This is a genomic window from Ideonella sp. A 288 (genome assembly GCF_002198735.1).
Taxonomy (GTDB): Bacteria; Pseudomonadota; Gammaproteobacteria; order Burkholderiales; family Burkholderiaceae_C; genus Pseudaquabacterium.
On record NZ_MWLO01000137.1, the window covers coordinates 1 to 24299 of the forward strand.

Below are 24299 nucleotides of genomic sequence, written 5' to 3' on the forward strand. Positions count from 1 at the left end.
GTCGTCGGCGTGGTGGCCGGGGGGGTCGAGGGCAGCACCGCCACGGCCTTCGGGCCCGCGTCGGGCCGTACCGTGACCGGTGCCGGTGCCGGCCTGGCGGCCGCCGGTGGCGCGCTGACCACCGCAGACGCCGGCCCCGGCTTGGGCATCGCGGCCAGGTCGGACGGCGCCGGCTTCGTCTCGGCCGGCGCGGGTGCGGGTGCGGGCGCCGTGACGAGCGCGGGCGCCTGCGGCAGCGGTGCCGCAGGCATGGCAGCCGCGCCGGTCGGGGCCGACGCCGCGGCGGACGCCGCCAGCTGTGGTGTGGTGGCGGTGACCACGGTGGTCGCCGCAGGCGCCGGGGCAGGCACTGGCAAGTTGGCCGCCGAGGCCGCAGCCGCGGCCTCGGGTGTGGTCGCGGGTGCGGCGACCACCGCCTTGGGGGCCGCCTCGGGCCGCCCCTGCCCACTGTCTGGCGAGGGCGCGGCCTCGCGCACCGGAGACGCGGACTCGGTCGTCGGCGCCGCACGGTGGGACAGCATCTGCCACAGCCCCCCCGCCGCCGCGGCCAGCACCGCGCCGGCCAGCACCAGACCGACCGACGCGCCCCAGCGCCTGGGGGTCGCCGGCATGGGCACGGGGGCGGGCGCCGGGGCCGGCCGCTCGTCGCCGGCACGGCGGTGCGATGCCGTCGGCGCCGGGGCCTGCGCGGGCCGCGGCGCGCGGTCGGGGCCCAGCAACTGGCGCACCTCGGCAATCGATTGCGGGCGATCGGACGGCTGCACCGCCAACATGCGGTCGACGGTGCGCAGCAACCGCTCGCTGTAGCGGCCGGCCGCGCTCACCGCCAGCGGCACCTCGTCGTCGCGCAACAGGCGCGACACCGACGCCCGCGGCACCTTGCCGGTGATGGCGTAGTGCAGCACCGCGCCCAGCGCGTAGATGTCGGTCCACGGGCCCTGGCTGAGGCCCGGCATCTCGCCGTACTGCTCGATCGGCGCGTAACCGGATTTCAGGATCACGGTGGCCGATTTCGACATGTCGCCGATCAGCCGGCGCGCGGCGCCGAAGTCGAGCAGCAGCGGCCGGCCGCCGTCGATCAGCAGGATGTTGTCGGGCGCGATGTCGCGGTGGTAGCACGAGGCCGCGTGCAGGTACTCCAGCGCGTCGAGCAGGGGCGACAGCAGCGCGCGCAGCCAGCCTTCGTCGGGGCGCTGCTCTCGCGCGGCCAGCTCCTGCTTCACCGTCGGCCCCTCGTAGTACGGCATCACCATGTAGGCGGTGCCGTTGGCCTGCCAGAAGCGGTGCACCTTCAGCAGCGACGGGTGGTCGAAGCGCGCCAGCAGCTTGGCCTCGTTGATGAAGCTGCGCAGACCCGCAGTGAAGGAATCGACATGCTCTTCGCCGCGCACCTCCACCTGCAGTCCGGTGGAGCGCCAGGCCAGCGAGGCCGGCATGTACTCCTTGATGGCCAGCCGGCGCTGCAGCGAATGGTCCCAGGCCAGGTAGACGATGCCGAAGCCGCCCTCGCCGATGACGCCGCTGATCTCGTACTCGTCCAGGCGCAGGCCCACCGCCAGCTTGTTGCCGACCGTGGGCGAATTGCCGTCGAGATCAACGTCGGGCAGCACCGACGCCATGCGGCGGCCGTTGCCGGACGTGGGGTCAGAGGCCATGCGGGAACGGGCTCCTGGGGTTCATCCCCGAAGTGTGGCCGACTTTCACCCGGTGGCAGGCCCACGACCCCGGGGGTCGGTGCCGTGTTCTACACAATTGCAGGGACCGCGGCGTCGGCCAGGCCGCAACCGCGCAGCACCAGCGACACCACGTGCTCGGCGGCCCGGGCGTGGTCGCGCGGGCCGAGTTCGTCACGGCCCAGCACCGCGCGCACCTGCACGTCGAAGTCGGCATAGGTCTGCGTGGCAGCCCAGATGGTGAAGAACAGGTGGATCGAATCCACCGGCGCCATGCGGCCGGCGGCGATCCAGCCGTCGATCACCGCGGCCTTGCGGCGCACCATGCTGCGCAGATCGGTGCGCATCAGGTCGCCCAGCACCGCGGCGCCGTGCAGCAGTTCGTTGGCGAACACGCGCGACGCATCGGGCCGCTGCACGCTCATGGTCATCTTGGCGCGGATGTAGCGCGCCAGCGCCTCGGCGGGGTCGGCCTCGGGCACCAGGCCGTCCAGCGGCACCAGCCAGTCGTGCAGCGTGCGCGCCAGCACCGCGCGGTAGAGCGCGTGCTTGCTGCCGAAGTAGTAGTGCAGGTTGGCCTTGGGCAGCCCGGCCTCGTCGGCGATGGCGGCCATGGTGGCGCCGCCGAAGCCGGCGCGGGCAAAGATGTGCTCGCCGGCGCCGAGGATGCGCGCCTCGGCGGCCTGGCGGATGGCGCCCTTGCGGGCGTCGTCGTCGGGGGGGTCGGCGGGCGTGGGATGGCGCCCGTGGTCTGTGGCCAGCGCACGCTGCACGGCAGGGCCCGGCCCGGCGGCCAGGCCCTGGCTGGCCCGCGCGCCGTTGACCGGCCGGCCGGGCCGCAGTGGCCCGGCCGTCAGCCGCTCACTTGGACGCCGCTTGCCAGACGACATGGGACATCGCCGCCTTGCCCGGATCCTTCTTGATCACCGGCGAGCTGCCGCCGGCCAGCAGCACCTTCACCGTGCGCTCGTAGGCCGCGGGGTCGAGGTAGCCCACCTTGGGCGTGGACGCATTGCTGATCAGCTTGGCCACGTTCTCCATCTGGCGCTTCTGCACCGGCACCTTCGAGCTGCCCGACGGGTCGGCTGCGACGACGATCTTGGCCGCCTCCTCGGGGTTCTTGACGGCATCGTTCCAGCCCTTGAAGCTGGCCTTCAGGAACTTGGCCATCTTGGCGACAAAGGCCGGGTCCTTGAGCTTGCCCTCGAGCACGTACAGGCCGTCTTCCAGCGTGGCCACGCCTTCCTTCTCGTAGAAGAAGGTGACGAGGTCGCTCTCCTTGACGCCGGCATCCACCACCTGCCAGTACTCGTTGTAGATCATCGTGGAGATGCAGGCGGCCTGGTTCTGCAGCAGCGGGTCGACGTTGAAGCCCTGCTTGAGCACCTTGACGTCGCTGTCGGGCTTCAGGCCCAGCTTGCCCATCCAGTTGAGGAAGGGGTACTCGTTGCCGCCGAACCAGACGCCCAGCGTCTTGCCCTTGAAATCCTTCGGGCTGGCCACGCCGCTGGCCTTCTTGCAGGTGAGCATCAGGCCGGACTTGTCGAACACCTGAGCGATGTTCACCAGCGGCACGCCGGCCTCGCGCGCGGCCAGCGCGTCGGGCATCCAGTTGACGACCACGTCGGCCTGGTTGCCGGCGATCACCTGCACCGGCGAGATGTCGGGGCCGCCCGGCTTGATGGTGACGTCCAGGCCCTCGGCCTTGTAATAACCCTTGGCCTGGGCGACGTAGTAGCCGGCGAACTGGGCCTGAGGCACCCACTTCAGCTGCACCGTCACCTTGTCGGCGGCCTGTGCGCTGAACGCCGCACCCACCGCCGCCGCGGCCAGCACCGCCGCCCTGATGTTGAAACCCTTCATCGCTCGCTCCTGTGGTTGATGGTCGAAGGTATCGGGCGCCCGCGACGGGACGCTCCTCGCAAAACAGTCATCGCGTCGTCGCCCGCACCGAAGGGTGCCAGAAGGCCACGCGCCGTTCCAGTTGCACCAGCAAGGCATAGGCCACCGAGCCGGTGACCGCGGCCACGACGATGGCGCCCCAGACCAGCGCCATGTTCATGCGCGCGGCCTCGGTGCTGATGCGAAAGCCCAGCCCCACCGTGGGCGAGCCGAAGAACTCGGCGACGATGGCCCCGATCAGCGCCAGCGTGGCGTTGACCTTGAGCGCGCCGAAGATGAAGGGCATGGCCGCCGGCAGGCGCAGCTCGCGCAGCGTGCGGCCATAGCCGGCGGCGTAGCTGTGCATCAGCTCGAGCTCCAGCCTGCCGGCCGCCTGCAGGCCGGCCAGCGTGCTGACCAGCATCGGGAAGAAGGTCATCAGCACCACCACCGCGGCCTTGCTGGGCCACTCGAAGCCGAACCACATCACCGCGATCGGCGCCACCGCCACCAGCGGCACGGTGCTGGTGAGCGAGGCCAGGGGCAGCAGGCCGCGCTGCAGGAAGGGTGCGCGATCGATCGCCACGCCGATGGCAAAGCCCAGGCCCGAGCCCAGCGCCCAGCCGAAGAGCACCGATTTGAGCACCGTCTGCACGAAGTCGCCGGCCAGCGTGTCCCAGCGGTCGACGAGCGACTGGCCGATGAGGCTGGGCGCCGGCAGCAGCACGCGCGGCACGTCGAACAGCGTGACGCCGATCTGCCACAGCACCAGCACCCACAGGCCGAACAGCGCCGCCGTGGCGGTGGCCCAGGGGCGGCCGTCTAGCGCCGCCACCTGCGTGACGCTGACGCCGGCGAGCACGGCGACGCCCAGCAGCCCCAGCACCAGCAGGGTCGGCGCGCCGGACTCGCCACCGGGCTCGGGCAGGGCCCACCACAGCGCAGCGGCGGCCAGCGCCGCCACGGCCACCGCGGCCAGCGCCCTGCCCTTGCCTTGCGGCGCATTCACTTGTGCATCCCCGGTCTGCCGGCACTGGCCCGCCTGCGCGTGCGCAGCGCCAGCCGCTCGACCCCGGCCACCGCGCCGGTCAGGCCCAGCCCGAGCAGCGCCGACAGCACCAGCGCCGACCAGATGCCCACGGTGTTGCCGTAGTACGAGCCGGTGAGCAGCCGCGCGCCCAGGCCGGCCTGCGCGCCGGTGGGCAGCTCGGCCACCATCGCGCCCACCAGCCCGGCGGCGATGGCCACCCGCAGCGACGGGAACAGGAAAGGCAGCGCCGACGGCAGCCGCAGCAGCCAGAAGGCCTGCGCGCGGCTGGCCGCGTAGGTGTGCATCAGCTCGGTCTCGATGCGCTGCGGCGCGCGCAGGCCCTGCACCATGGCCACCGTCACCGGGAAGAAGCACAGGTACATCGCGATCGCCGCCTTGGGGGCCAGGCCCGAGAAGCCCAGGCTGCCCAGGATCACCAGCACGATGGGCGCGATGGCCAGCACCGGCACGGTCTGCGACGCCACGATCCAGGGCAGCAGCGCGCGGTCGAGCGTGCGCGAGTGGACGATGGCCGCCGCCAGCACCATGCCCAGCAGCGTGCCCAGCACGAAGCCCACCAGCGTGGACTCGGCCGTCACCGCCGCGTGGTACAGCAGGTTGCGCGGCGAATCGAGCGGCCAGTCGACGATGCTGCTCCACAGGTCGGCCGCCACCTGGTGCGGCGCCGGCAGCACCGGGCGCTCCATGGCCAGCGTGGCCGACACCAGGTCCGAAAAGGTCCAGGGCCCGCGTGGCGTGAGCACGCGCTCGATCGCGCCGGCCGCATTGAGCCCCACCGCACCCGCGTACCAGAGCACCGCCACCACCGCCAACACGGTGGCCACGGGCAGCACGCGCTGGCGCAAGGCGATCTCAGTCATCGCTGCCATGGCCGATGGCCAGGCCCTCGCGCACACGGTGGGCGAGGGCCATGAACTCGGGCGAATCGCGCAGGCCCAGGTGGCGCTCGTCGGGCAGCGTGGACTGGATGACTTCGAGGATGCGGCCCGGCCGCGGCGACATCACGACGATGCGCGTGGACAGGTACACCGCCTCCGCGATGGAGTGGGTGACGAAGACCACCGTGCGGCGCTCGCGCTGCCACAGTTGCTGCAGCTGCTCGTTGAGCCGATCGCGCGTGATCTCGTCGAGCGCGCCGAAGGGCTCGTCCATCATCAGGATCTTGGGCTCGAAGCCCAGCGCGCGGGCGATGGACACCCGCTGCTGCATGCCGCCCGACAACTGCCATGGGTACTTGCGCTCGAAGCCGGTGAGGCCGACGCGGTCGAGGTGCTCGCGCGCCACCGCCTCGCACTCGGCCTTGGCGCGACCCTGGATCTGCAGCGGCAGCATCACATTGGCCAGCACGGTGCGCCACGGGAACAGCGCCGGCGCCTGGAACACATAGCCATAGGCACGGGCCAGCCGCGCCTCGTGCGGCGTCATGCCGTTGACGAGCACCTGGCCGGCGGTGATGGGCTCGAGGTCGGCGATGACACGCAGCAGCGTGGTCTTGCCGCAGCCCGACGGGCCAATCAGCGAGACGAACTCGCCCTGGCCGATGGTGAGGTCGATGTCGGCCAGCGCATGCACCGGCGCATCGGCGGCGGCGTAGACGACGCTGGCGCGGCGCACCTCGACGGCCGGCCGGGCGTCGGCCGGCGCGGCGACGCGATCGGGTGAGGCCATGGCGGACAGCCGGTGGGGTGCGTTCATGGGCGGTGCGGGCCGGGAGCAGCGGTCTGAAAACCTAACCAGATGGTCAGGTCATTGTCCACGAGGCGGCCAGATCCGTGGCAATGGCCGTGGCTGCGCCACGCCCGGCGTCAACCCGGCGGGGTGCGCCGGGCCGGGGCGGTCGACGGCAGGGCCTGCGGCCACAGCCCGCGCTGGTGCAACTCTGCCTCGCACTGGGCGGCGTCGATGAAGTGCAGCGCCTGCCAGCCGGCCGCGCGCGCCGCCTCGACATTGGGCAGGTGGTCGTCGAGGAACACCAGGTCGGCCGGCGGCACGCCGAAGCGCCGCGCGGCCAGCTCGAAGATCGCCGGCTCGGGCTTGATCAGCTGCACCCGGCCCGAGTACACGCCATCCGCGAAGCAGCGCAGGAACGCGTGGCTGCGGTCGAGGTGGTCGGCATAGGGTGCCGGCATGTTGGACAGGAAGTACACCGGATCGCCCAGTGCGTGCAGGCGCTCCAGCAGGTCGACGGTACCGGCGATGGGCTGCAGCGCGATCGGCACCGCGTCCACCACGCGCCGCACGGCCTCGGGCGGCAGCCCGGTGCGCGCCGCGATGCGCTCGACCAGCGCGTCGGGCTCGACCGTGCCGCGGTCGAAGTCGGCCCAGTCGCCGCCATAGGCCTGGAAGATCTCGCGCGCCCAGTGCGCCGCGCTGGCCTCGTCGGCGGCCTGCTGCGGCAGCGCCTGCCGCACCACCGCCGTCGGCTGCCAGCCGAACAGCACGTTGGCGAAGTCGAAGACGAAGCTCACGCGCGCAGGCGGCGCAGCAGCCCGGCGGTGGACGCATCGAGGCCCGTCACGTCGACCGGCCCGGTGCCCTCCAACCGCGGCAGCAGCGCCCCGGCCAGCGCCTTGCCCAGCTCGACGCCCCACTGGTCGAACGAGTTGATGCCCCACAGCGCGCCGCTGGTGAACACGCGGTGCTCGTACATCGCGATCAGTGCGCCCAGCGCGCGCGGCGTCAACGCCTCGAGCAGCAGCGTGGTGCTGGGCCGGTTGCCGGGGAAGGTGCGGTGCCGCGCGACGGTAAGCTTGCCCAGAGAGGCCGACGCGGTGGGCGCCTTCTCGACCAGCGCGGCCTCGGTGGTCTTGCCCAGCATCAGCGCCTGGCTCTGCGCCAGGCAGTTGGCCAGGGCCTTGGACTGCAGGCCGGCGTGGGCATGGCTCGGTGTCTTGACCGCGATGAACTCCACCGGGATCACGTCGGTGCCCTGGTGCAGCATCTGGAAGTAGGCGTGCTGGCCATTGGTGCCGGGCTCGCCCCAGACCACCGGGCTGGTGCCGAAGGGCAACGGCTGGCCGTCGAGATCGACGCACTTGCCGTTGCTCTCCATCTCGAGCTGCTGAAGGTAGGCCGGCAGGCGCTTCAGCCCTTGGTGGTAGGGCGCCACCGAGCGGCTGGTGAAGCGGTGGAAGTTGCGGTACCAGACGTCGAGCAGGCCCAGCTGCACCGGCAGGTTGGATTCGAGCGGCGCGGTGGCGAAATGGCGGTCCATCGCATGGGCACCCGCGAGCAGCGCACGGAAATGCTCGCTGCCGATGGCGATGGCGATGGGCAGGCCGATGGCGCTCCACAGCGAGTAGCGGCCACCCACCCAGTCCCAGAAGCCGAAGGTGGTGTGGATGCCGAACTCGGCCGCCGCCGCCAGGTTGGTGGTGGCGCCGACGAAGTGGCGGCCGATGTCGGTGCCGCCCTGGGCCAGGAACCAGGCGCGCGCCACGGCCGCGTTGGCCATGGTCTCCTGCGTGGTGAAGGTCTTGCTGGCAACGATGAACAGCGTGGTGCGCGCATCGAGTCGGCGCAGCACGGGGTCGATGTCGTGGCCGTCGACGTTGCTGACGAAATGGAAGCGCAGGCCCGGGTGCACGATCGACTGCAGCGCCGGCACCACCATCTGCGGGCCGAGGTCAGAGCCGCCGATGCCGATGTTGACCACATCGGTGATGCCGCTGGTGGCGGTGTCGCGCACGCTCTCGGCGAAGGCCAGCAGGCGGTCGAGCACGCCGTGCACCTCGTCGCTGAACAGCCCCTCGCCCGGCGGCGCACGCAGGGCCGTGTGCAGCACGGCGCGGCCCTCGGTGGTGTTGATCGGCTCGCCGGCCAGCATCGCGTCGCGGCGCGCCTCGAGGCCGCATTCGCGCGCCAGGTCGACCAGCAGCTGGCGCGTCATCAAATCCCAGCGGTTCTTCGACAGGTCGGCGAAGACCTCGGGCGCCTGCAGCGTGAAGGCGTCGAAGCGGGCCGGGTCGCGGGCGAAGGCCTCGCGCAGGTCGAGCTCGCGACCATGGGCCTCGAAATGGCCCTGCAAGGCCTTCCAGGCGACGGTGGCATCACAACGCGGGTGGTCCATCACAAGGCTCCGATCATCTGGTCCAGCCGGGCCGCGTCGGCGGCGAAGGCGCGAATGCCCTCGGCCAGCTTCTCGGTGGCCATGGCATCGTCGTTGAGGGCGTAGCGGAAGGCGGCTTCGTCCAGGCTCGCCGGGGGCCGATCGGCCGTGCCTGCGGAGGTGTGGGCTGCCTGCGGATCGAGCCGGCGCTCGAACGGCGCGTCGCTGGCCTGCAGCTGCGCCAGCAGCTCGGGGCTGATGGTCAGCAGGTCGCAGCCGGCCAACGCCACGATCTGGCCGACGTTGCGGAAGCTCGCCCCCATCACCTCGGTGCCGATGCCGAAGCGCTTGTAGTGGGTGTAGATGCGCTCCACCGAGCGCACGCCGGGGTCATTGGCGCCGGCCATCGCGGCCTCGTCCCACGACGCGCCGGCCTGCTTCTTGTGCCAGTCGTAGATGCGGCCGACGAAGGGCGAGATCAGCCGCACGCCGGCCTCGCCGCAGGCCACCGCCTGGCAGAAGGCGAACAGCAGCGTCAGGTTGCAGTGGATGCCCTCGCGCTCCAGCACGCGGGCGGCCTGGATGCCTTCCCAGGTGGCGGCGATCTTGATGAGCACGCGCTCGCGGTGGATGCCGGCCTTCTGGTACAGCCCGATCAGCCGCCGCGCGCGCGCCAGCGTGGCGGGCGTGTCGAAGGACAGCCGCGCGTCGACCTCGGTGGACACGCGGCCCGGCACCACCTTCAGGATCTCCAGGCCGAAGCGCACCAGCACCTCGTCGACGATTTCGTCGAGCGGCCGGCCGCGGTGCAGGACCACGGTGTCGGCCAGCAGCGGCGCGTAGTCGGGCTGCTGCACCGCCTTGAGGATCAGCGACGGGTTGGTGGTGGCGTCGCGCGGCGTGAATTGCGCCAGTTGGTGGAAGTTGCCGGTGTCGGCCACCACGGTGGTGAAGGCCTTGAGTCGTTCGAGCTGGTTCATGGGCGGGCGGGATCGGTGACAACCCGGATTAGACCGCGCCCCGACCCCGAGCGGGTTTCAACCGGGTTACGGGCGCGGCTGACGTCCCCGCCAGCCTCACCGACCGATCAGGGCGCGCAGCCACCACAGCCCGCGGGCAACACCCCCTCAGCGCGTGCGATAGGCGTGGTGGCAGGACAGGCAGGACGTCATCACCGCCGGCAGCGCGGCAAACGCCCGGTCGCGGTCGCCGGTGGCGGCCTCGCGGGCGAACCGACTCGCCGCCTGGTGGCCTTCGATGCCCATGGCGTGCATGGCCGCGGGCATCTGCGGCCCCGGTCGCGCCTCGGGCGGCAGGCTGCGGTTGCGGCCCATTGCACTGGTGCCCAGTTCGCGCTCGGCCACCTCGCCGGCCATCTGCACCTTGCCGGCCGCCATGAGGCTGACGATCTCATGGACCGCCCGGAGGTTGGCCAGCATCTCGGCCCGCAGCGTGGCCAGCGCCGGCTCGGGCAAGGGCGCGAGCTGTCGCGCATCCTCCGCCGCGCCGCAGGGCACGGCGATCATCAGCGCCGCAGCCGCCGTGGCGACGAGCGCCCGACCCTGGGTCCATCCGATAGGGGTCGCCCCGGTCGTGTTCATGTGCGCAGGCTACCTGCGCCGCTTTGGCGTCGGATTGCTCTTTCGCAATCGGGTCGGGCCACGCAGGTGACCTGCGGCAGACCGGCGCAGGCGGCGCGCCGCGTGGGTTCTGGTCGCGCCTGTGGCGTCGGGCGGCCCGACACCGGGCACGCGCGGGCCAGACCCAGGCCAGAATCCGGCATGACCTCGATGCGGCCCCTGCGACGGCTCGGCCTGGCGCTCACTGCGGCGCTGCTGCTGGGCGCGGCGCCCGCGGCGTGGGCCGCCACCTGGGTGGTGGGCCCTGCGCCGCACCTGCCCTCGGTGGCCGAGGCGCTGCGGCGGGCCGCCGACGGCGACGTGGTCGAGGTGATGCCGGGCACCTACCGCGGCGACGTCGCGGTGATCACCCAGCGCGGGCTCACCATCCGCGGCGTCGGCGCGCGGCCGGTGCTCAGTGCCGACGGCCGCCATGCCGAGGGCAAGGCGATCTGGGTGGTGCGCGACGGCGACATCACGGTGGAGAACATCGAATTCCGCGGCGCCCGCGTGCCCGACCTCAACGGTGCCGGCATCCGTTTCGAGAAGGGCCGGCTGCGCATCGTGCGCTGTGCCTTCCTCGACAACGAGATGGGCCTGCTGACGGCCAACTTCGGCGACGCCGAACTGCGCATCGAGGACAGCGAGTTCGGCCTGGCGCCGCGCCACGCCGGCAGCCTGCACCACCTGCTGTACGTCGGACGCATCGCTCGCGTCGAGGTCACCGGCAGCCGCTTCCACCAGGGCCACCTCGGGCACCTGATCAAGTCGCGGGCCCGCGAGAGCGTGATCACCGGCAACACCCTGGTCGACGGCCCGATGGGCCAGGCCTCGTACGAGATCGACCTGCCCAACGGCGGCCGCGCGCGCGTCAGCGGCAACACCATCGGCCAAGGCGACGGCGCCGACAATCTGGTGCTGGTGGCCTTCGGCGCCGAGGGCTCGGCCTGGCCCGACAGCGCGTTGACGATGGAGGACAACACCCTGGTCAACGAGGCGTCGCGCCCGGCCTGGTTCCTGCGCGTCTGGCCCGAGCGCCTGCCCGATGGCACGCCGGTGGTGGTGCGGCGCAACCGGCTGGTGGGCACCGGTCGGATGGCCGCAGGCCCAGCGGCCGTGGTGGACGGCAACCTCACCGTGCCGCGGCCCTGAACACCACGCTGTGGCGGCCTCTAAGGGTCCCGCTGGTCAAGAAACCAAGGTGTGCGGTATGATGTAATCAAGTTACATCGACCGCGCGAGCCTGCCCATGTCCTTCGACCTCGTCCTCTTTGGTGGTACCGGCGACCTGACCTGGCGCAAGCTGATGCCGGCACTGTTCCAGGCCTTCCGACACGGCAAGCTGCCGCCCGGTGGCCGCATCCTGGCGGTGGCCCGCGATGCCCGCACCGACGACGAGTACCGCGCCTTCATCCGCGAGAAGTTCGCCGACGTCGATGCGCCCAAGCAGCCGCGCGAGGACGAGTTCGCGCGCTTCGCCGAACTGCTGCACTACCGTCGCATGGACCTGTCGCACGCCGACGACTACGCCGGCCTGAAAGCCTGGCTCGACGAGCGCGCGGCAGACACCGTGGTGCTGTTCCTGGCCACCAGCCCGCACCTGTTCACCGACATCTGCGCGCAACTGGGCAGTGCGGGCATCAACGGCCCGCAGGTGCGCGTGGTGCTCGAAAAGCCGCTCGGCCACGACCTGGCCAGCGCGCAGGAGATCAACCGCGTGGTTCGCGCCTCGTTCGCCGAACACCAGGCCTTGCGCATCGACCATTACCTGGGCAAGCCGGCGGTGCAGAACCTGTCGGCGCTGCGCTTCGGCAACGCGCTGTTCGAGCCGCTGTGGCGGCGCGAGAGCATCGCCAACATCCAGATCACGCTGGCCGAGAGCCTGGGCGTGGGCACGCGTGGCGACTTCTACGACGGCACCGGCGCGCTGCGCGACATGGTGCAGAACCACGCGCTGCAGTTGCTGACGATGATCGCGATGGAGCCGCCGCCGACCCACGACGCCGACGCCATCCGCGACGAGAAGCTCAAGGTGCTGAAGTCGCTGAAGCCCTTCACCCCCGAGAGCGTCGGCCGCGACGTGGTGCGTGGCCAGTACCGCGCCGGCACGATCGACGGCCAGGCGGTGCCGGGCTACCTGGACGAACCCAAGGTGCCGGCCGACAGCACCACCGAGACCTTCGTCGCGCTGCGCACCGAGGTGCAGAACTGGCGCTGGGCCGGCGTGCCCTTTTACCTGCGCACTGGCAAGCGGCTGGCAGCGCGCCATGCGCAGATCGTCGTCAACTTCCGGCCGGTGCCGCACCCGATCTTCCCGGGCTCGTCGCGCGCCAACAAGCTGGTCATCAAGCTGCAGCCCGAGGACGGTCTGGAGCTGCACCTGCTGGCCGCCAAAGGCAGCGGCCAGGGCGAGTTGCTGGCACCGGTGTCGCTGGACCTGGATTTCGACAAGGCCTTCACCAGCGAGCGCGTCGGTGCCTACGAGCGCCTGCTGATGGACGCGCTGGCCGGCCGGCTGAACCTGTTCGTGCGCAGCGACGAGCAGGAGCAGGCCTGGCGTTGGGTCGAGCCCATCCTGGATGCGTGGCGCGCCGACCCCAACGGCCCGCGGCCCTATGCGGCCGGCACCTGGGGCCCGCCGGCGTCGAGCGCGATGGTGGCGCGCGACGGCTGCAGTTGGGACGAGGAGCAGTAGCCATGTCGATGCTCGAACGCGTGCTGGCCTCGATGCCTGCGCTGCCGCCGGCGGAGCAGCGGGTGGCCAAGCTGCTGCTGGCCGACCCGCGCAGCTTCGCGACGCTGCCGGTCACCGAACTGGCGGCGCGCTCGAACGTCAGCAAGCCCACGGTGGTGCGCTTCTGCCGCAGCGTGGGCTACGACGGCCTGGCCGACTTCAAGCTCAAGCTGGCCGGCACGGTGAACGAGGGCGTGCCCTTCGTGCACCGGGCCGTGGACGAGGACGACAAGCCCAACGACCTGATCGTCAAGGTCATCGACAACGCCGTGGCGGCGATGCTGAAGTACCGCAACAACGCCGCCGGCCATGCCTTCGAACTGGCCATCGACGCGCTCACCCGCGCCGGCCAGGCCGGCAAGCGCATCGAGTTCTACGGCGTCGGCAACTCCGGCATCGTGGCGCAGGACGCACAGCACAAGTTCTTCCGCCTCGGTGTCAACGCCGTGGCCTGCAGCGACGGCCATGTGCAGGTGATGAGCGCCACCATGCTGGGGCCTGGCGACTGCGCGGTGGTGATCAGCAACTCGGGGCGCAGCCGCGACCTGCTCGACGCCGCCGACATCGCGCGGCGCAAGGGCGCCACGGTGATCGTCATCAGCGCCAGCGGCTCACCGCTGGCCAAGCTGGCACAAACGGGCCACCAGGTGCTGCTGGCGGCCGACCACCCGGAAGACTACGACCGCTACAGCCCGATGGTCTCGCGGCTGCTGCACCTGACCATCATTGACATCCTGACCACCGGCGTGGCCTTGCGGCTGGGCCCGGCACTGCGGCCGATGCTGCAGGAGATCAAGCGCAACCTGCGGGCCAAGCGCTACGCACTGCCGGAGTAGCGGGCCGCGCCCGCCAGGCGACAGCCCGTTGTGTGGTCAGGCCAGGCCCAGCAGCGCCTCGACGCCATACAGCCGAGCCAGTTCGCCCAGCTTCGGCGGCGCGCCGGTGATGCGCAGCGGCTTGCCGGCTGCGCGAGCCTGGCGCTGGATCTCGAGCAGCACCGCGACGGCTGCGGTGTCCAGCGACTGCAGGCCGGAGGCGTCGATCTCCGGCGCAGCATCGGCCGCCAGCGCAGTGCCGAGTTGCGCGAGTGTCTCGCGCGCCTCGGACATGGTCAGCACGGCGGGCAGCGCCAGCATCGACATCGCTCCTCCAGCCCTCAGCTCTTGGGGGCGGCGCTGAGGGACTTGTTCTTCTCGGCCAGGCGCGCGATCAGCGCATCGAGGCCGCCGGTGCTCAGGTCCTTGGCGAACTGGCCCTTGTAGGCCTCGACCACCCAGAAGCCGCCGACGTTGACGTCGTAGATCTTCCAGCCGTCGCCGGCCTTCTCGAGGCGGTAGTCGAGTTGGATCGGCTCGCCCTTGCCGCGCACCTCGCTGCGAACCACGAGGTCGCCATCGGTCGCGGCGGTGCGCAGCGGCTTGACGACGACGCTCTGGTCCTTCACCTGCGACAGCGCACCGGAGTAGGTGTTGACCAGCAGGGTCTTGAACTCCTCGAGCATGCGCTTGCGCTGCTCCGGCGAGGCGCTGCGCCACTGCGGCCCGACCGACATCGACGTCATGCGGTCGAAGTTGACGTAGGGCATCACCTTGGTGTCGACCAGGGCGCGGATGCGGCCGACATCGCCGGCCTGGATGGCCTTGTCGGCCTTCACGGCATCCATGACCTCGGTGGACAGTTGGCGAACGAATGCATCGGCGGCAGGTGCCTCGGCGCGGGCCACGCCGACCAGGCTGGCCATCGACAGGGCCACGGCGGCCATCCAGGTGCGTCTCGACATGTCAGTTCCTTTTCGTGCGACAGCAGCGTCGCGCCGACCCACAACGCGCGGGCCGGCATTCCGGTTCACTTGGTCGGACTGGCCGGTGCGGCCGGTTCGTCGTCTTCGGGCGGCTCGCCGTCGTAGATCTGGCTGCGGCGGCGCGCCAGGTAGGCATCGCGGACAAACACGTACTTGTCGAGCGCGATATCGTCCAGCACCCTCGACGCGTTGAGCAATCCGACCCGCGCCGACAGCGCCTGCAGGCCCAGCGCGGTGTTGCGGTCACGCTGTTCGCGCAGGGCGATGCGGCCGGGTGAGTAGCGGTTGTCGACGATGCGGGCAGTGCCATCGCGCACGGTGGATGGCCCCAGAATCGGCAGCACCAGATACGGCCCGGTCGACAGACCCCAGCGGCCCAGCGTCTGGCCGAAATCTTCGTACGAGCGGCGCTCGAGGCCCATCTCCTCGGCCACATCGAGCAGGCCACCGAGGCCGAAGACGGTGTTGGTGGCCACCCGCATGCCCATCTCGAGCGCGGGTTGCGGCTTGAGTTGCAGCACCAGGTTGGCGGCGGACCACAGGTCACCGAGATTGCCGAAGACGTTGTTGATGCCCGTGCGGACGATCCGCGGCACGACGTCGCGGTAGACCTGCGCAGCCGGCTTGACCACCGCCACGTCGACCACCTCGTTGAAGCCGAACACGGCCCGGTTGAATCGCTCCCAGGGGTCGGACCGGCTGGTCGTGGGGCCGGTGGTGGCGGCCACCTCGCTGGAACTGACAGGGCCCAGCACGGCGCAGCCACCGGCCAGCGACAACGCCAGCGCGGCCACCACGAGGCCGAGGAATCGGTCGATGGTGCTCACTTGGTGCCCCCGGTTCCGGCGCCGGCATCGGCGGCCTTGCTGAAGAGGAACTGGCTGATCAGGTTTTCGAGCACCACGGCCGACTGCGTCTGCTTGATGACCTCGCCGGCAGCGAGGTTCTTCTCGTCGCCGCCCGGCTCGAGGCCGATGTACTGGTCGCCCAGCAGGCCGGTGGTCAGGATCTTGGCCGAGCTGTCCTTCGGGAACTGGTAGCCGCGGTCGATCTCGAGCGTGACCACGCCCTGGTAGGTCTTGGCATCGAGGTTGATGGCCGTGACCCGCCCGACCACCACGCCGGCCGAGCGCACCGGCGCGCGGGTCTTGAGGCCGCCGATGTTGTCGAAGCGGGCCGTGACGACGTAGCCGTCGCCATTGCCGAAGCTGGTGAGGTTGGCGGCCTTCAGGGCCACGAACAGCAGCCCGGCCAGGCCCAGCAGCACGAACAGGCCGACCAGGATTTCAATGTTTCGTCTTGCCATGGGAGCGGCTCCGGATTTGCGCGTTCAGGGCGTCGAGAACATCAACGCGGTGAGGATGAAGTCCATGCCCAGCACGGCCAGAGACGAGGTCACGACAGTGCGGGTGGTGGCGTAGGCCACACCTTCGGGTGTGGCTTCGGTCTCGTAGCCCTGGTACAGCGCCACGGCCGTGCAGATGATGCCGAAGACGAAGCTCTTGGCCACACCGTTGCCCACGTCGCGCCAGGCGTCGACGCCATTCTGCTGGATCGACCAGAAGTTGCCCGCATCGATGCCGATCAGCCCCACCGCGACCACCCAGGCCCCGATGATGCCGATGGCGGAGAACAGGATGGCCAGCAGGGGCATCGACAGCACGCCCGCCAGGAAGCGCGGCGCCAGCACGCGGGCACGCGGGTCGATGGCCATCAGTTCCAGCGCGGCGATCTGCTCGCCAGCCTTCATCAACCCGATCTCGGCCGTGAGCGAGGTGCCTGCGCGGCCGGCGAACAGAAGCGCGGTGACCACCGGTCCCAACTCGCGCACCAGCGACAGGTTGACCACCAGCCCCAGCGACTCGGCGGCGCCATAGCGGACCAACGCGTAGTACATCTGCAGCGCCAGCACGAAGCCCACCGCCAGGCCCGAGGCCAGGATGATGATCAGCGAGCGGTTGCCGATGGCGTGCATCTGCACGACGATCAGATCGGGCCGCCGCAGCGAACCTGGCAGTGCCCGCAGCAGGTCGAGGAAGAACAGCGCGGCGTGGCCCCAGCCGCGCAGCACGTCCAGCGCGCGGGCCCCGAGGGCGGCAATCCAGTCGGTCATCGCCCAGACCCCAGGCCGAAGTCATCGGAAATCTCGACCGCCGGGTAGTGGAACTTGACCGGACCGTCGGGTTCGCCGCGCACGAACTGCCGCACCTCGGGCTCCGTGCTGGCCATCAACTCGGCCGGCGTGCCCTGGGCGACGATGCGGCCGCCCGTGGCCATCAACACCACCCAGTCGCTGATGGCCATGCACTCGGGCACGTCGTGGCTGATGACGAGCGAGGTGGCGCCGGTGATGTCGTTGAGCGTGCGGATGAGCTTGGCGGCCACCCCCATCGAGATGAGGTCGAGCCCGGCGAAGGGCTCGTCGTACATGATCAGTTCGGGATCGAGCGCAATGGCCCGGGCCAGTGCGATGCGCCGGGCCATGCCGCCGGAGACTTCGCTGATCTTCAGCGGCGCGGCACCGCGCAGGCCCACCGCATTGAGCTTCATCAGCACGATGTCGCGGATCAGCGACTCGGGCAGGTCGGTCATCTCGCGCAACGGGAAGGCCACGTTGTCGTAGACCGAGAGGTCGGTGAACAGCGCGCCGAACTGGAACAGCATGCCCAGGCGGCGGCGCAGACGGTAGAGCTGGTCGCGGTCGTGGACGTCGACCACCTCGCCGTCGAACACCACGCGCCCGGCGTCGACACCATGCACCCCGCCAATCAGGCGCAGCAGCGTGGTCTTGCCGCAGCCCGACCCACCCAGCACGGCCGTGACCTTGCCGCGCGCGAAGCGCAGGTTCACGTCGTTCAGGATGCGCCTCCGCTCGTCGTAGCCGAACGTGACGTGGTCGATCTCGATGAGGGTGTCGGTCTTCAACAGGCGTGTGGCGGCGCGCGGCAACCGCCAATCGGGCGACCGGACATCGTCATCCGGTCAAAGAAAATCATTGTCGCATGCCGTGTTTACCCCTAAGGCGCTGCCTCGCCGGCGCCCGGGGCAAAGAAATGTCAAGGTGCGCACACGGCCTGTGACCCGTGCAACACGGGGCGGCCACCCAAACTGAACCTCAACGCGGCAGGATCGTGGCGCCCATCAGGTACTGGTCGACCTCGCGCGCGGCCTGCCGACCTTCGCGGATGGCCCAGACGACCAGCGACTGCCCACGCCGCATATCGCCGGCTGCAAACACCTTGTCGACCTGAGTGCGGTAACCAGTGCGGTCGTCGGTGCCGGCCTTGGCGTTGCCTCGGGCGTCCTTGTCAACGCCGAAGGCCTCGAGCACCGTCGACACGGGGTTGACGAAGCCCATCGCCAGCAGCACCAGGTCGGCCTTGTATTCCTTCTCGGTGCCGGCGATCTCGACCAACTTGCCGTCCTTCATCTCGATCTGGACGGTGGTCAGGCCGGTGACCTTGCCCTTGGCCCCGTTGAAAGACTTGGTGGCGATGGCGAAGGCGCGCTCGCAGCCTTCCTCGTGGCTGGAACTGGTGCGCAGCTTGGTCGGCCAATAGGGCCAGGTCAGCGGGCGGTTCTCTTCCTCGGGCGGGCGGGGCATGACCTCGAACTGCGTGACACTGGCCGCACCGTGGCGGTTGCTGGTGCCGACACAGTCGCTGCCGGTGTCGCCACCGCCGATGACGATGACGTGCTTGCCGGTGGCCATGATCTGGCCCCCTTTTCCAGACGGAAACTTGTCGCCGGCCACGACCTTGTTCTGCATCGGCAGGAACTCCATCGCAAAGTGCACGCCGTCGAGGTCGCGCCCGGGCACCGGCAGGTCGCGGCTCTGTTCAGAGCCGCCGGCCAGCACCACGGCATCGAACTGCGCCTTCAGATCGTCCGCCGAGATCGTGTCCTTGGCGTCGTTGGTGATCTTGCTGCCCTGGGGCATGGTGCCGATCAGCACGCCGGTGCGGAAAATGACGCCCTCGGCCTGCATCTGCGCGATGCGGCGGTCGATGTGCGACTTCTCCATCTTGAAGTCAGGGATGCCGTAGCGCAGCAGGCCGCCGATGCGGCTGTTCTTCTCGAACACCGTGACGGCGTGGCCGGCCCGCGCCAGTTGCTGCGCGGCAGCCAGGCCGGCCGGGCCGGAACCGACGATGGCCACCGTCTTGCCGGTCTTGGCCTTGGGCGGCTGGGGCGTCACCCAGCCCTCGGCCCAGGCGCGGTCGATGATGGCGTGCTCGATCGACTTGATGCCGACCGCGTCGTCGTTGACGTTCAGCGTGCAGGCGGCCTCGCAGGGGGCGGGACAGATGCGGCCGGTGAACTCGGGAAAGTTGTTGGTGCTGTGCAGCACCGCGATCGCGTTCTTCCAGTCACCGCGGTACACCAGGTCATTGAAGTCCGGGATGATGTTGTTGACCGGACAGCCGCTGTTGCAGAACGGCGTGCCGCAGTCCATGCAGCGCGCGCCCTGCACCTTGGCCTGCTCGGCGTTCAGGCCGATGACGAATTCCTTGTAGTTCTTGATGCGCTGGGGCACGGGCTCGTAGCCCTCCTCGAGGCGCTCGTACTCCATGAACCCGGTGACTTTTCCCATGATGATCTCGCTGTGTGGTTCTACGCTGTGCGTCGAAGGGGGCACCCGGTCGCCTCGGCGGCAAGATCTGGGTGCGCCCTTCGGGGTTGGCCGCGGCACACCGCAGCCAGGGCTGGACGCTTACTTGGCCGGGACAGTCTTGCCGCCCTTCTTGACATCGCCCTTGGCCTTGGCGATGGTCTCGCTGCCAGCCTTGGCGGCGTGGATCTCGCCCAGGGCACGCTTGTACTCATTGGGGAAGACCTTGATGAAGCGCGCCCGCGCGGCCGTCCAGTCGTCGAGGATCTCGCGCGCCCGCAGCGAACCGGTCCAGCTGTGGTGTTGCTCGATCAGCGCCTTCAGCTGCACCTCGTCGGCTTCGTCACGGTGCCAGATGGCACGGTCGACCGCGGCCGCCTGCTCCTCGGCCGGCAGCACCTTGTCGAGCGACACCATCGCGGGGTTGCAGCGGCGGGCGAACTGGCCGTCCTCGTCGTAGACGTAGGCGATGCCGCCCGACATGCCGGCCGCGAAGTTGCGCCCGGTCTTGCCGAGCACCGCCACGGTGCCGCCGGTCATGTACTCGCAGCCGTGGTCGCCAGTGCCCTCCACCACCGCGGTGGCGCCCGACAACCGCACCGCAAAACGCTCGCCGGCGACGCCGCGGAAGAAGGCCTCACCGCTGGTGGCGCCATACAGCGCGGTGTTGCCGATGATGATGTTCTTGGTGGCATCGCCACGGAACTCGATGCTCGGCCGCACCACCACGCGGCCGCCCGACAGGCCCTTGCCGGCATAGTCGTTGGCGTCGCCGATCAGGTACTGCGTGATGCCCTTGGCCAGGAAGGCCGCGAAGCTCTGGCCGCCGGTGCCTTCCATCTGCATGAAGATGGTGTGGTCCGGCAAGCCCTCGGGCCGTTGGCGGATCAGCTCGCCCGACAGCATGGCGCCGACGCTGCGGTTGCGGTTGCGCGCCTCCTCCATGAACTGCACCTTCTCGCCGCGCAGGATGGCGGGCTGGCACTTCTCGATCAGCTTGACGTCCAGCGCCTTGTCCAGGCCGTGGTCCTGGGTCTCGACGTGATAGCGCTGGACCGACGCGTCCACCTTCGGCTGGTGGAAGACGCGGCTGAAGTCCAGGCCGCGGGCCTTCCAGTGGGCGATGCCCTTCTTGGTGTCGAGCAGGTCGGCACGACCGATCAGATCGTCGAACTTGCGGATGCCCAGCTGCGCCATGATCTGGCGCGCTTCTTCGGCCACGAAGAAGAAGTAGTTGACAACATGCTCGGGCTTGCCCGAGAACTTCTTGCGCAGCACCGGGTCTTGCGTGGCCACGCCCACCGGGCAGGTGTTGAGGTGGCACTTGCGCATCATGATGCAGCCCTCGACCACCAGCGGCGCGGTGGCGAAGCCGAACTCGTCGGCACCCAGCAGCGCGCCGATGACCACGTCGCGCCCGGTCTTCATCTGGCCGTCGGCCTGCACGCGGATGCGGCTGCGCAGGCGGTTGAGCACCAGCGTCTGCTGCGTCTCGGCCAGGCCCAGCTCCCAGGGCGTGCCGGCGTGCTTGATGCTGGACCAGGGCGAGGCACCCGTGCCGCCGTCGTGGCCGGCGATCACCACGTGGTCGGCCTTGCACTTGGCCACGCCCGCGGCAATGGTGCCCACGCCCACTTCGCTGACCAGCTTGACACTGATGCTGGCGCGCGGGTTGGCGTTCTTCAGGTCGTGGATCAGCTGGGCCAGGTCCTCGATCGAGTAGATGTCGTGGTGCGGCGGCGGGCTGATGAGGCCCACGCCCGGCACGCTGTAGCGCAGCATGCCGATGTACTCGCTGACCTTGCCACCGGGCAGCTGGCCGCCCTCGCCCGGCTTGGCTCCCTGGGCCATCTTGATCTGGATCTGATCGGCCGAGACCAGGTACTCGGTGGTGACACCGAAGCGGCCCGACGCCACCTGCTTGATCTTGCTGCGCAGGCTGTCGCCGTCCTTCAGCTCGTAGTCGGACTCGATGACCTTGGCGCCAATGATGTCGCTGACCTTGGTGCCAGCCACGACCTTGATGCCCTTGAGCTCGTTGCGGTAGCGCGCCGGATCTTCGCCGCCCTCGCCGGTGTTGCTCTTGCCGCCGATGCGGTTCATCGCGATGGCCAGCGTGCTGTGGGCCTCGGTAGAGATCGAACCCAGCGACATGGCGCCGGTGGCGAAGCGCTTGACGATGTCGGCGGCCGATTCCACCTCGTCGAGCGGGATGGCCTTGCCCGGGTCGACCTTGAACTCGAACAGGCCGCGCAGCGTCATGTGCCGCTTGCTCTGGTCGTTGATGAGCTGGGCGTACTCCTTGTAGGTGTCGAACTTGCCCGAGCGCGTGCTGTGCTGCAGCTTGGCGATGGCGTCCGGCGTCCACATGTGCTCTTCGCCGCGCGAGCGCCAGGCGTACTCACCGCCGGCATCGAGCATGCCTTCCAGCACCGGGTCGTCGCTGAAGGCGGCCTGGTGCGTGCGCAAGGCTTCTTCAGCCACTTCGAACACGCCGATGCCGCCCACCTGCGTGGCCGTGCCACGGAAGTACTTCTCGACGAAGGTCTTCTCCAGGCCGATGGCCTCGAAGAGCTGCGCGCCGCAGTAGGACATGTAGGTCGACACGCCCATCTTGGACATGATCTTCGACAGCCCCTTGCCGATGGCCTTGACGTAGTTGTAGATCGCCTTCTCGGCCGAGAGCGCGCCGGGCAGTTCGGCGTGCATCGCGGCCAGCGTTTCCATCGCCAGGTACGGGTGCACGGCCTCGGCGCCGTAGCCGGCGAGCACGGCGAAGTGGTGCACCTCGCGCGCAGTGCCGGTCTCGACCACCAGGCCGACCGTGGTGCGCAGCCCTTCGCGCACCAGGTGGTGGTGCACCGCCGACAGCGCCAGCAGCGCGGGAATCGCCACCTGCTCGCGCGACATGTGGCGGTCGGTGATGATCACGATGTTGTGGCCGCCGCGCAGCGCATCGACCACCTCGGCGCACAGCGAGGCCAGCTTGGCCTCGACGCCCTCGTGGCCCCAGGCGCGCGGGTAGGTGATGTCGAGTTCGTAGCTGCGGAACTTGCCGTGGGTGTGCTTGGCGATGGTGCGCAGGCGCTCCATGTCGTCGAAATCGAGCACCGGCTGGCCCACCTCCAGCCGCATCGGCGGGTTCACCGCGTTGATGTCCAGCAGGTTCGGGCGCGGCCCGATGAAGCTGTTCAGCGACATCACGATGGCCTCGCGGATCGGATCGATCGGCGGGTTGGTCACCTGCGCGAACAGCTGCTTGAAGTAGTTGAACAGCGGCTTGTTCTTGTCCGACAGCACCGCCAGCGGCGAGTCGTTGCCCATCGAGCCGATGGCCTCTTCGCCGGCACTGGCCATCGGGGCGAGCAGGAACTTGACGTCTTCCTGGGTCGTGCCGAAGGCCTGCTGGCGGTCGAGCAGCGACTCCTTGAATTCGCCGATGCGGCCATGCACGTCGATCGAGTCGAGCTTGATGCGCACGTTCTCGATCCACTGGCGGTACGGCCGCGCGCTGGCGTACTGCGCCTTCAGCTCTTCGTCGTCGACGATACGGCCCTGCTCGAGGTCGATCAGGAACATCTTGCCCGGCTGCAGGCGCCACTTCTTGGAGATCTTGTTCTCGGGGATCGGCAACACGCCGGATTCGGACGCCATCACCACCAGGTCATCGTTGGTGACGATGTAGCGCGCCGGGCGCAGGCCGTTGCGGTCGAGCGTGGCACCGATCTGCTTGCCGTCGGTGAAGACCATCGCGGCCGGGCCGTCCCAGGGCTCGATCATCGCGGCGTGGTACTCGTAGAACGCGCGGCGGCGGGCGTCCATCAGCTCGTGCTGCTCCCAGGCTTCGGGGATCATCATCATGGCCGCGTGCGCCAGCGGGTAGCCCGCCATCGTCAGCAGCTCGAGCGCGTTGTCGAAGGTGGCGGTGTCGCTCTGGCCCTCGAAGCTGATCGGGTAGAGCTTCTGCAGGTCGTCGCCCAGCACCGGCGACTTCATCACGCCCTCGCGGGCGCGCATCCAGTTGAAGTTGCCCTTGACGGTGTTGATCTCGCCGTTGTGCGCGACCATGCGGTACGGGTGCGCCAGCGGCCACTCGGGGAAGGTGTTGGTCGAGAAGCGCTGGTGCACCAGGGCCAGGGCCGACACCACGCGCGAGTCAGCCAGGTCCTTGAAGTACACGCCCACCTGGTCGGCCAGCAGCAGGCCCTTGTAGATGACCGTGCGGCAGCTCATGCTGGGCACGTAGTACTCGCGGCTGTGGGTGAGCTTGAGCTTCTGGATGGCCGCCGAGGCGGTCTTGCGGATGACGTAGAGCTTGCGCTCCAGCGCGTCGGGCACGATCACGTCGGCGCCGCGGCCGATGAAGATCTGGCGGATCACCGGCTCCTTGGCGCGCACGGCCGGGCTCATCGGCATGTCGCGGTCCACCGGCACGTCGCGCCAGCCGATCAGCACCTGGCCCTCGGCCTTGACGGCGCGCTCGAGCTCCTGCTCGCAGGCCAGACGCGACGCGTGCTCCTTCGGCAGGAAGATCATGCCCACGCCGTACTCTCCGGGCGGCGGCAGCTGCACACCCTGGGCGGTCATCTCGGCGCGGTAGAACTCGTCGGGCAGCTGGATCAGGATGCCGGCCCCGTCGCCCATCAGCTTGTCGGCACCGACCGCGCCGCGGTGGTCGAGGTTCTCGAGGATCTTCAGGCCCTGCTCGACGATGCCATGGGCGCGCTGGCCCTTGATGTGGGCGACGAAGCCGACGCCGCAGGCGTCGTGCTCCTGCGTCGGGTCATAGAGGCCCTGTGAGGCGAGTGCGTCGATCTCCTCGCAGGAGGCAGGCAGTTGGGGCAGGTGGCTCATGACGCACTCCTTCGCAAAACGGGAAC

21 protein-coding genes are annotated in these 24299 nt (G+C 69.8%); 3 read left to right on the forward strand and 18 right to left on the reverse strand.

The features are described 5' to 3' along the window. From EOINJALH_RS32865 to EOINJALH_RS19625, 10 genes are all read right to left on the reverse strand, one after another. The coding region (locus tag EOINJALH_RS32865) for a serine/threonine-protein kinase (protein WP_234413937.1) at positions 1 to 1655 on the reverse strand (1655 nt) is incomplete at its 3' end. 89 nt (positions 1656 to 1744) lie between these two features. After that, positions 1745 to 2563: a TetR/AcrR family transcriptional regulator gene (locus EOINJALH_RS19585; protein WP_088283174.1), complete on the reverse strand. Its 819-nt coding sequence runs from the start codon at positions 2561 to 2563 to the stop codon at positions 1745 to 1747. Then, positions 2535 to 3536: an ABC transporter substrate-binding protein gene (locus EOINJALH_RS19590; RefSeq protein ID WP_088283176.1), complete on the reverse strand. Its 1002-nt coding sequence runs from the start codon at positions 3534 to 3536 to the stop codon at positions 2535 to 2537. The genes EOINJALH_RS19585 and EOINJALH_RS19590 overlap by 29 nt, the downstream gene beginning before the upstream one ends. 67 nt (positions 3537 to 3603) lie before the next feature. Then, positions 3604 to 4563, reverse strand: a complete 960-nt coding sequence (locus EOINJALH_RS19595) for an ABC transporter permease (protein WP_199873446.1) — start codon at positions 4561 to 4563, stop codon at positions 3604 to 3606. Beyond that, positions 4560 to 5474, reverse strand: a complete 915-nt coding sequence (locus EOINJALH_RS19600; RefSeq protein WP_234413938.1) for an ABC transporter permease — start codon at positions 5472 to 5474, stop codon at positions 4560 to 4562. Before EOINJALH_RS19600 ends, EOINJALH_RS19595 begins: the two co-directional genes overlap by 4 nt. After that, entirely contained in the window at positions 5458 to 6300 is an 843-nt protein-coding gene (locus EOINJALH_RS19605) for an ABC transporter ATP-binding protein (protein ID WP_234413939.1), read from the reverse strand. The genes EOINJALH_RS19600 and EOINJALH_RS19605 overlap by 17 nt, the downstream gene beginning before the upstream one ends. A 110-nt stretch (positions 6301 to 6410) precedes the next feature. Then, positions 6411 to 7073, reverse strand: coding sequence for an HAD family phosphatase (locus EOINJALH_RS19610; RefSeq protein WP_088283179.1), 663 nt, complete (start codon positions 7071 to 7073; stop codon positions 6411 to 6413). Beyond that, on the reverse strand, positions 7070 to 8674 hold the full coding sequence (pgi, locus tag EOINJALH_RS19615; protein WP_088283181.1) for a glucose-6-phosphate isomerase: 1605 nt from the start codon (positions 8672 to 8674) through the stop codon (positions 7070 to 7072). The genes EOINJALH_RS19610 and pgi overlap by 4 nt, the downstream gene beginning before the upstream one ends. Beyond that, complete coding sequence (gene tal / locus EOINJALH_RS19620) at positions 8674 to 9633, reverse strand: transaldolase (RefSeq protein ID WP_088283184.1); 960 nt, start codon at positions 9631 to 9633, stop codon at positions 8674 to 8676. Before tal ends, pgi begins: the two co-directional genes overlap by 1 nt. A 147-nt stretch (positions 9634 to 9780) precedes the next feature. Then, positions 9781 to 10254 (reverse strand): cytochrome c, encoded by a 474-nt coding sequence (locus tag EOINJALH_RS19625; protein WP_234413940.1) that lies wholly within the window; start codon positions 10252 to 10254, stop codon positions 9781 to 9783. 189 nt (positions 10255 to 10443) lie between these two features. Between EOINJALH_RS19625 and EOINJALH_RS19630 the strand changes: the two genes are divergently transcribed. From EOINJALH_RS19630 to EOINJALH_RS19640, 3 genes are all read left to right on the forward strand, one after another. Beyond that, positions 10444 to 11424 carry a hypothetical protein gene (locus EOINJALH_RS19630; RefSeq protein ID WP_234413941.1) on the forward strand — a complete coding sequence of 327 codons (981 nt, stop codon included), beginning with the start codon at positions 10444 to 10446 and terminating at the stop codon, positions 11422 to 11424. A 97-nt stretch (positions 11425 to 11521) separates the two neighbouring features. Continuing rightward, the gene (gene zwf / locus EOINJALH_RS19635) at positions 11522 to 12967 is read left to right on the forward strand and encodes a glucose-6-phosphate dehydrogenase (RefSeq protein ID WP_088283188.1); all 1446 of its coding nucleotides are present in this window, start codon (positions 11522 to 11524) and stop codon (positions 12965 to 12967) included. Positions 12968 to 12975: 8 nt separating this feature from the next. Then, a complete protein-coding gene (locus EOINJALH_RS19640) occupies positions 12976 to 13842 on the forward strand; it encodes a MurR/RpiR family transcriptional regulator (protein WP_088283655.1) in 867 nt (288 codons plus the stop codon). 36 nt (positions 13843 to 13878) lie between these two features. On the opposite strand, the gene EOINJALH_RS19645 is transcribed toward EOINJALH_RS19640, so the two are convergent. The 8 genes from EOINJALH_RS19645 to EOINJALH_RS19680 all read right to left on the reverse strand — a co-directional run bounded on the left by EOINJALH_RS19645 (position 13879) and on the right by EOINJALH_RS19680 (position 24273). After that, positions 13879 to 14142, reverse strand: a complete 264-nt coding sequence (locus EOINJALH_RS19645; RefSeq protein ID WP_088283657.1) for a lipid asymmetry maintenance protein MlaB — start codon at positions 14140 to 14142, stop codon at positions 13879 to 13881. Positions 14143 to 14162: 20 nt separating this feature from the next. Then, positions 14163 to 14786: a phospholipid-binding protein MlaC gene (locus EOINJALH_RS19650; RefSeq protein ID WP_088283190.1), complete on the reverse strand. Its 624-nt coding sequence runs from the start codon at positions 14784 to 14786 to the stop codon at positions 14163 to 14165. Between the two features lie 65 nt (positions 14787 to 14851). After that, positions 14852 to 15634 (reverse strand): VacJ family lipoprotein, encoded by a 783-nt coding sequence (locus tag EOINJALH_RS19655; RefSeq protein ID WP_234413942.1) that lies wholly within the window; start codon positions 15632 to 15634, stop codon positions 14852 to 14854. Beyond that, entirely contained in the window at positions 15631 to 16113 is a 483-nt protein-coding gene (mlaD, locus tag EOINJALH_RS19660) for an outer membrane lipid asymmetry maintenance protein MlaD (protein ID WP_088283192.1), read from the reverse strand. Before mlaD ends, EOINJALH_RS19655 begins: the two co-directional genes overlap by 4 nt. 24 nt (positions 16114 to 16137) lie before the next feature. Then, on the reverse strand, positions 16138 to 16920 hold the full coding sequence (gene mlaE / locus EOINJALH_RS19665; RefSeq protein WP_088283194.1) for a lipid asymmetry maintenance ABC transporter permease subunit MlaE: 783 nt from the start codon (positions 16918 to 16920) through the stop codon (positions 16138 to 16140). Next, a complete protein-coding gene (locus tag EOINJALH_RS19670; RefSeq protein ID WP_088283661.1) occupies positions 16917 to 17732 on the reverse strand; it encodes an ABC transporter ATP-binding protein in 816 nt (271 codons plus the stop codon). Before EOINJALH_RS19670 ends, mlaE begins: the two co-directional genes overlap by 4 nt. Before the next feature lie 190 nt (positions 17733 to 17922). Beyond that, complete coding sequence (locus tag EOINJALH_RS19675; protein WP_088283196.1) at positions 17923 to 19401, reverse strand: glutamate synthase subunit beta; 1479 nt, start codon at positions 19399 to 19401, stop codon at positions 17923 to 17925. A 120-nt stretch (positions 19402 to 19521) separates the two neighbouring features. Next, positions 19522 to 24273, reverse strand: a complete 4752-nt coding sequence (locus EOINJALH_RS19680) for a glutamate synthase-related protein (protein WP_088283198.1) — start codon at positions 24271 to 24273, stop codon at positions 19522 to 19524. Positions 24274 to 24299: the final 26 nt, after the last annotated feature.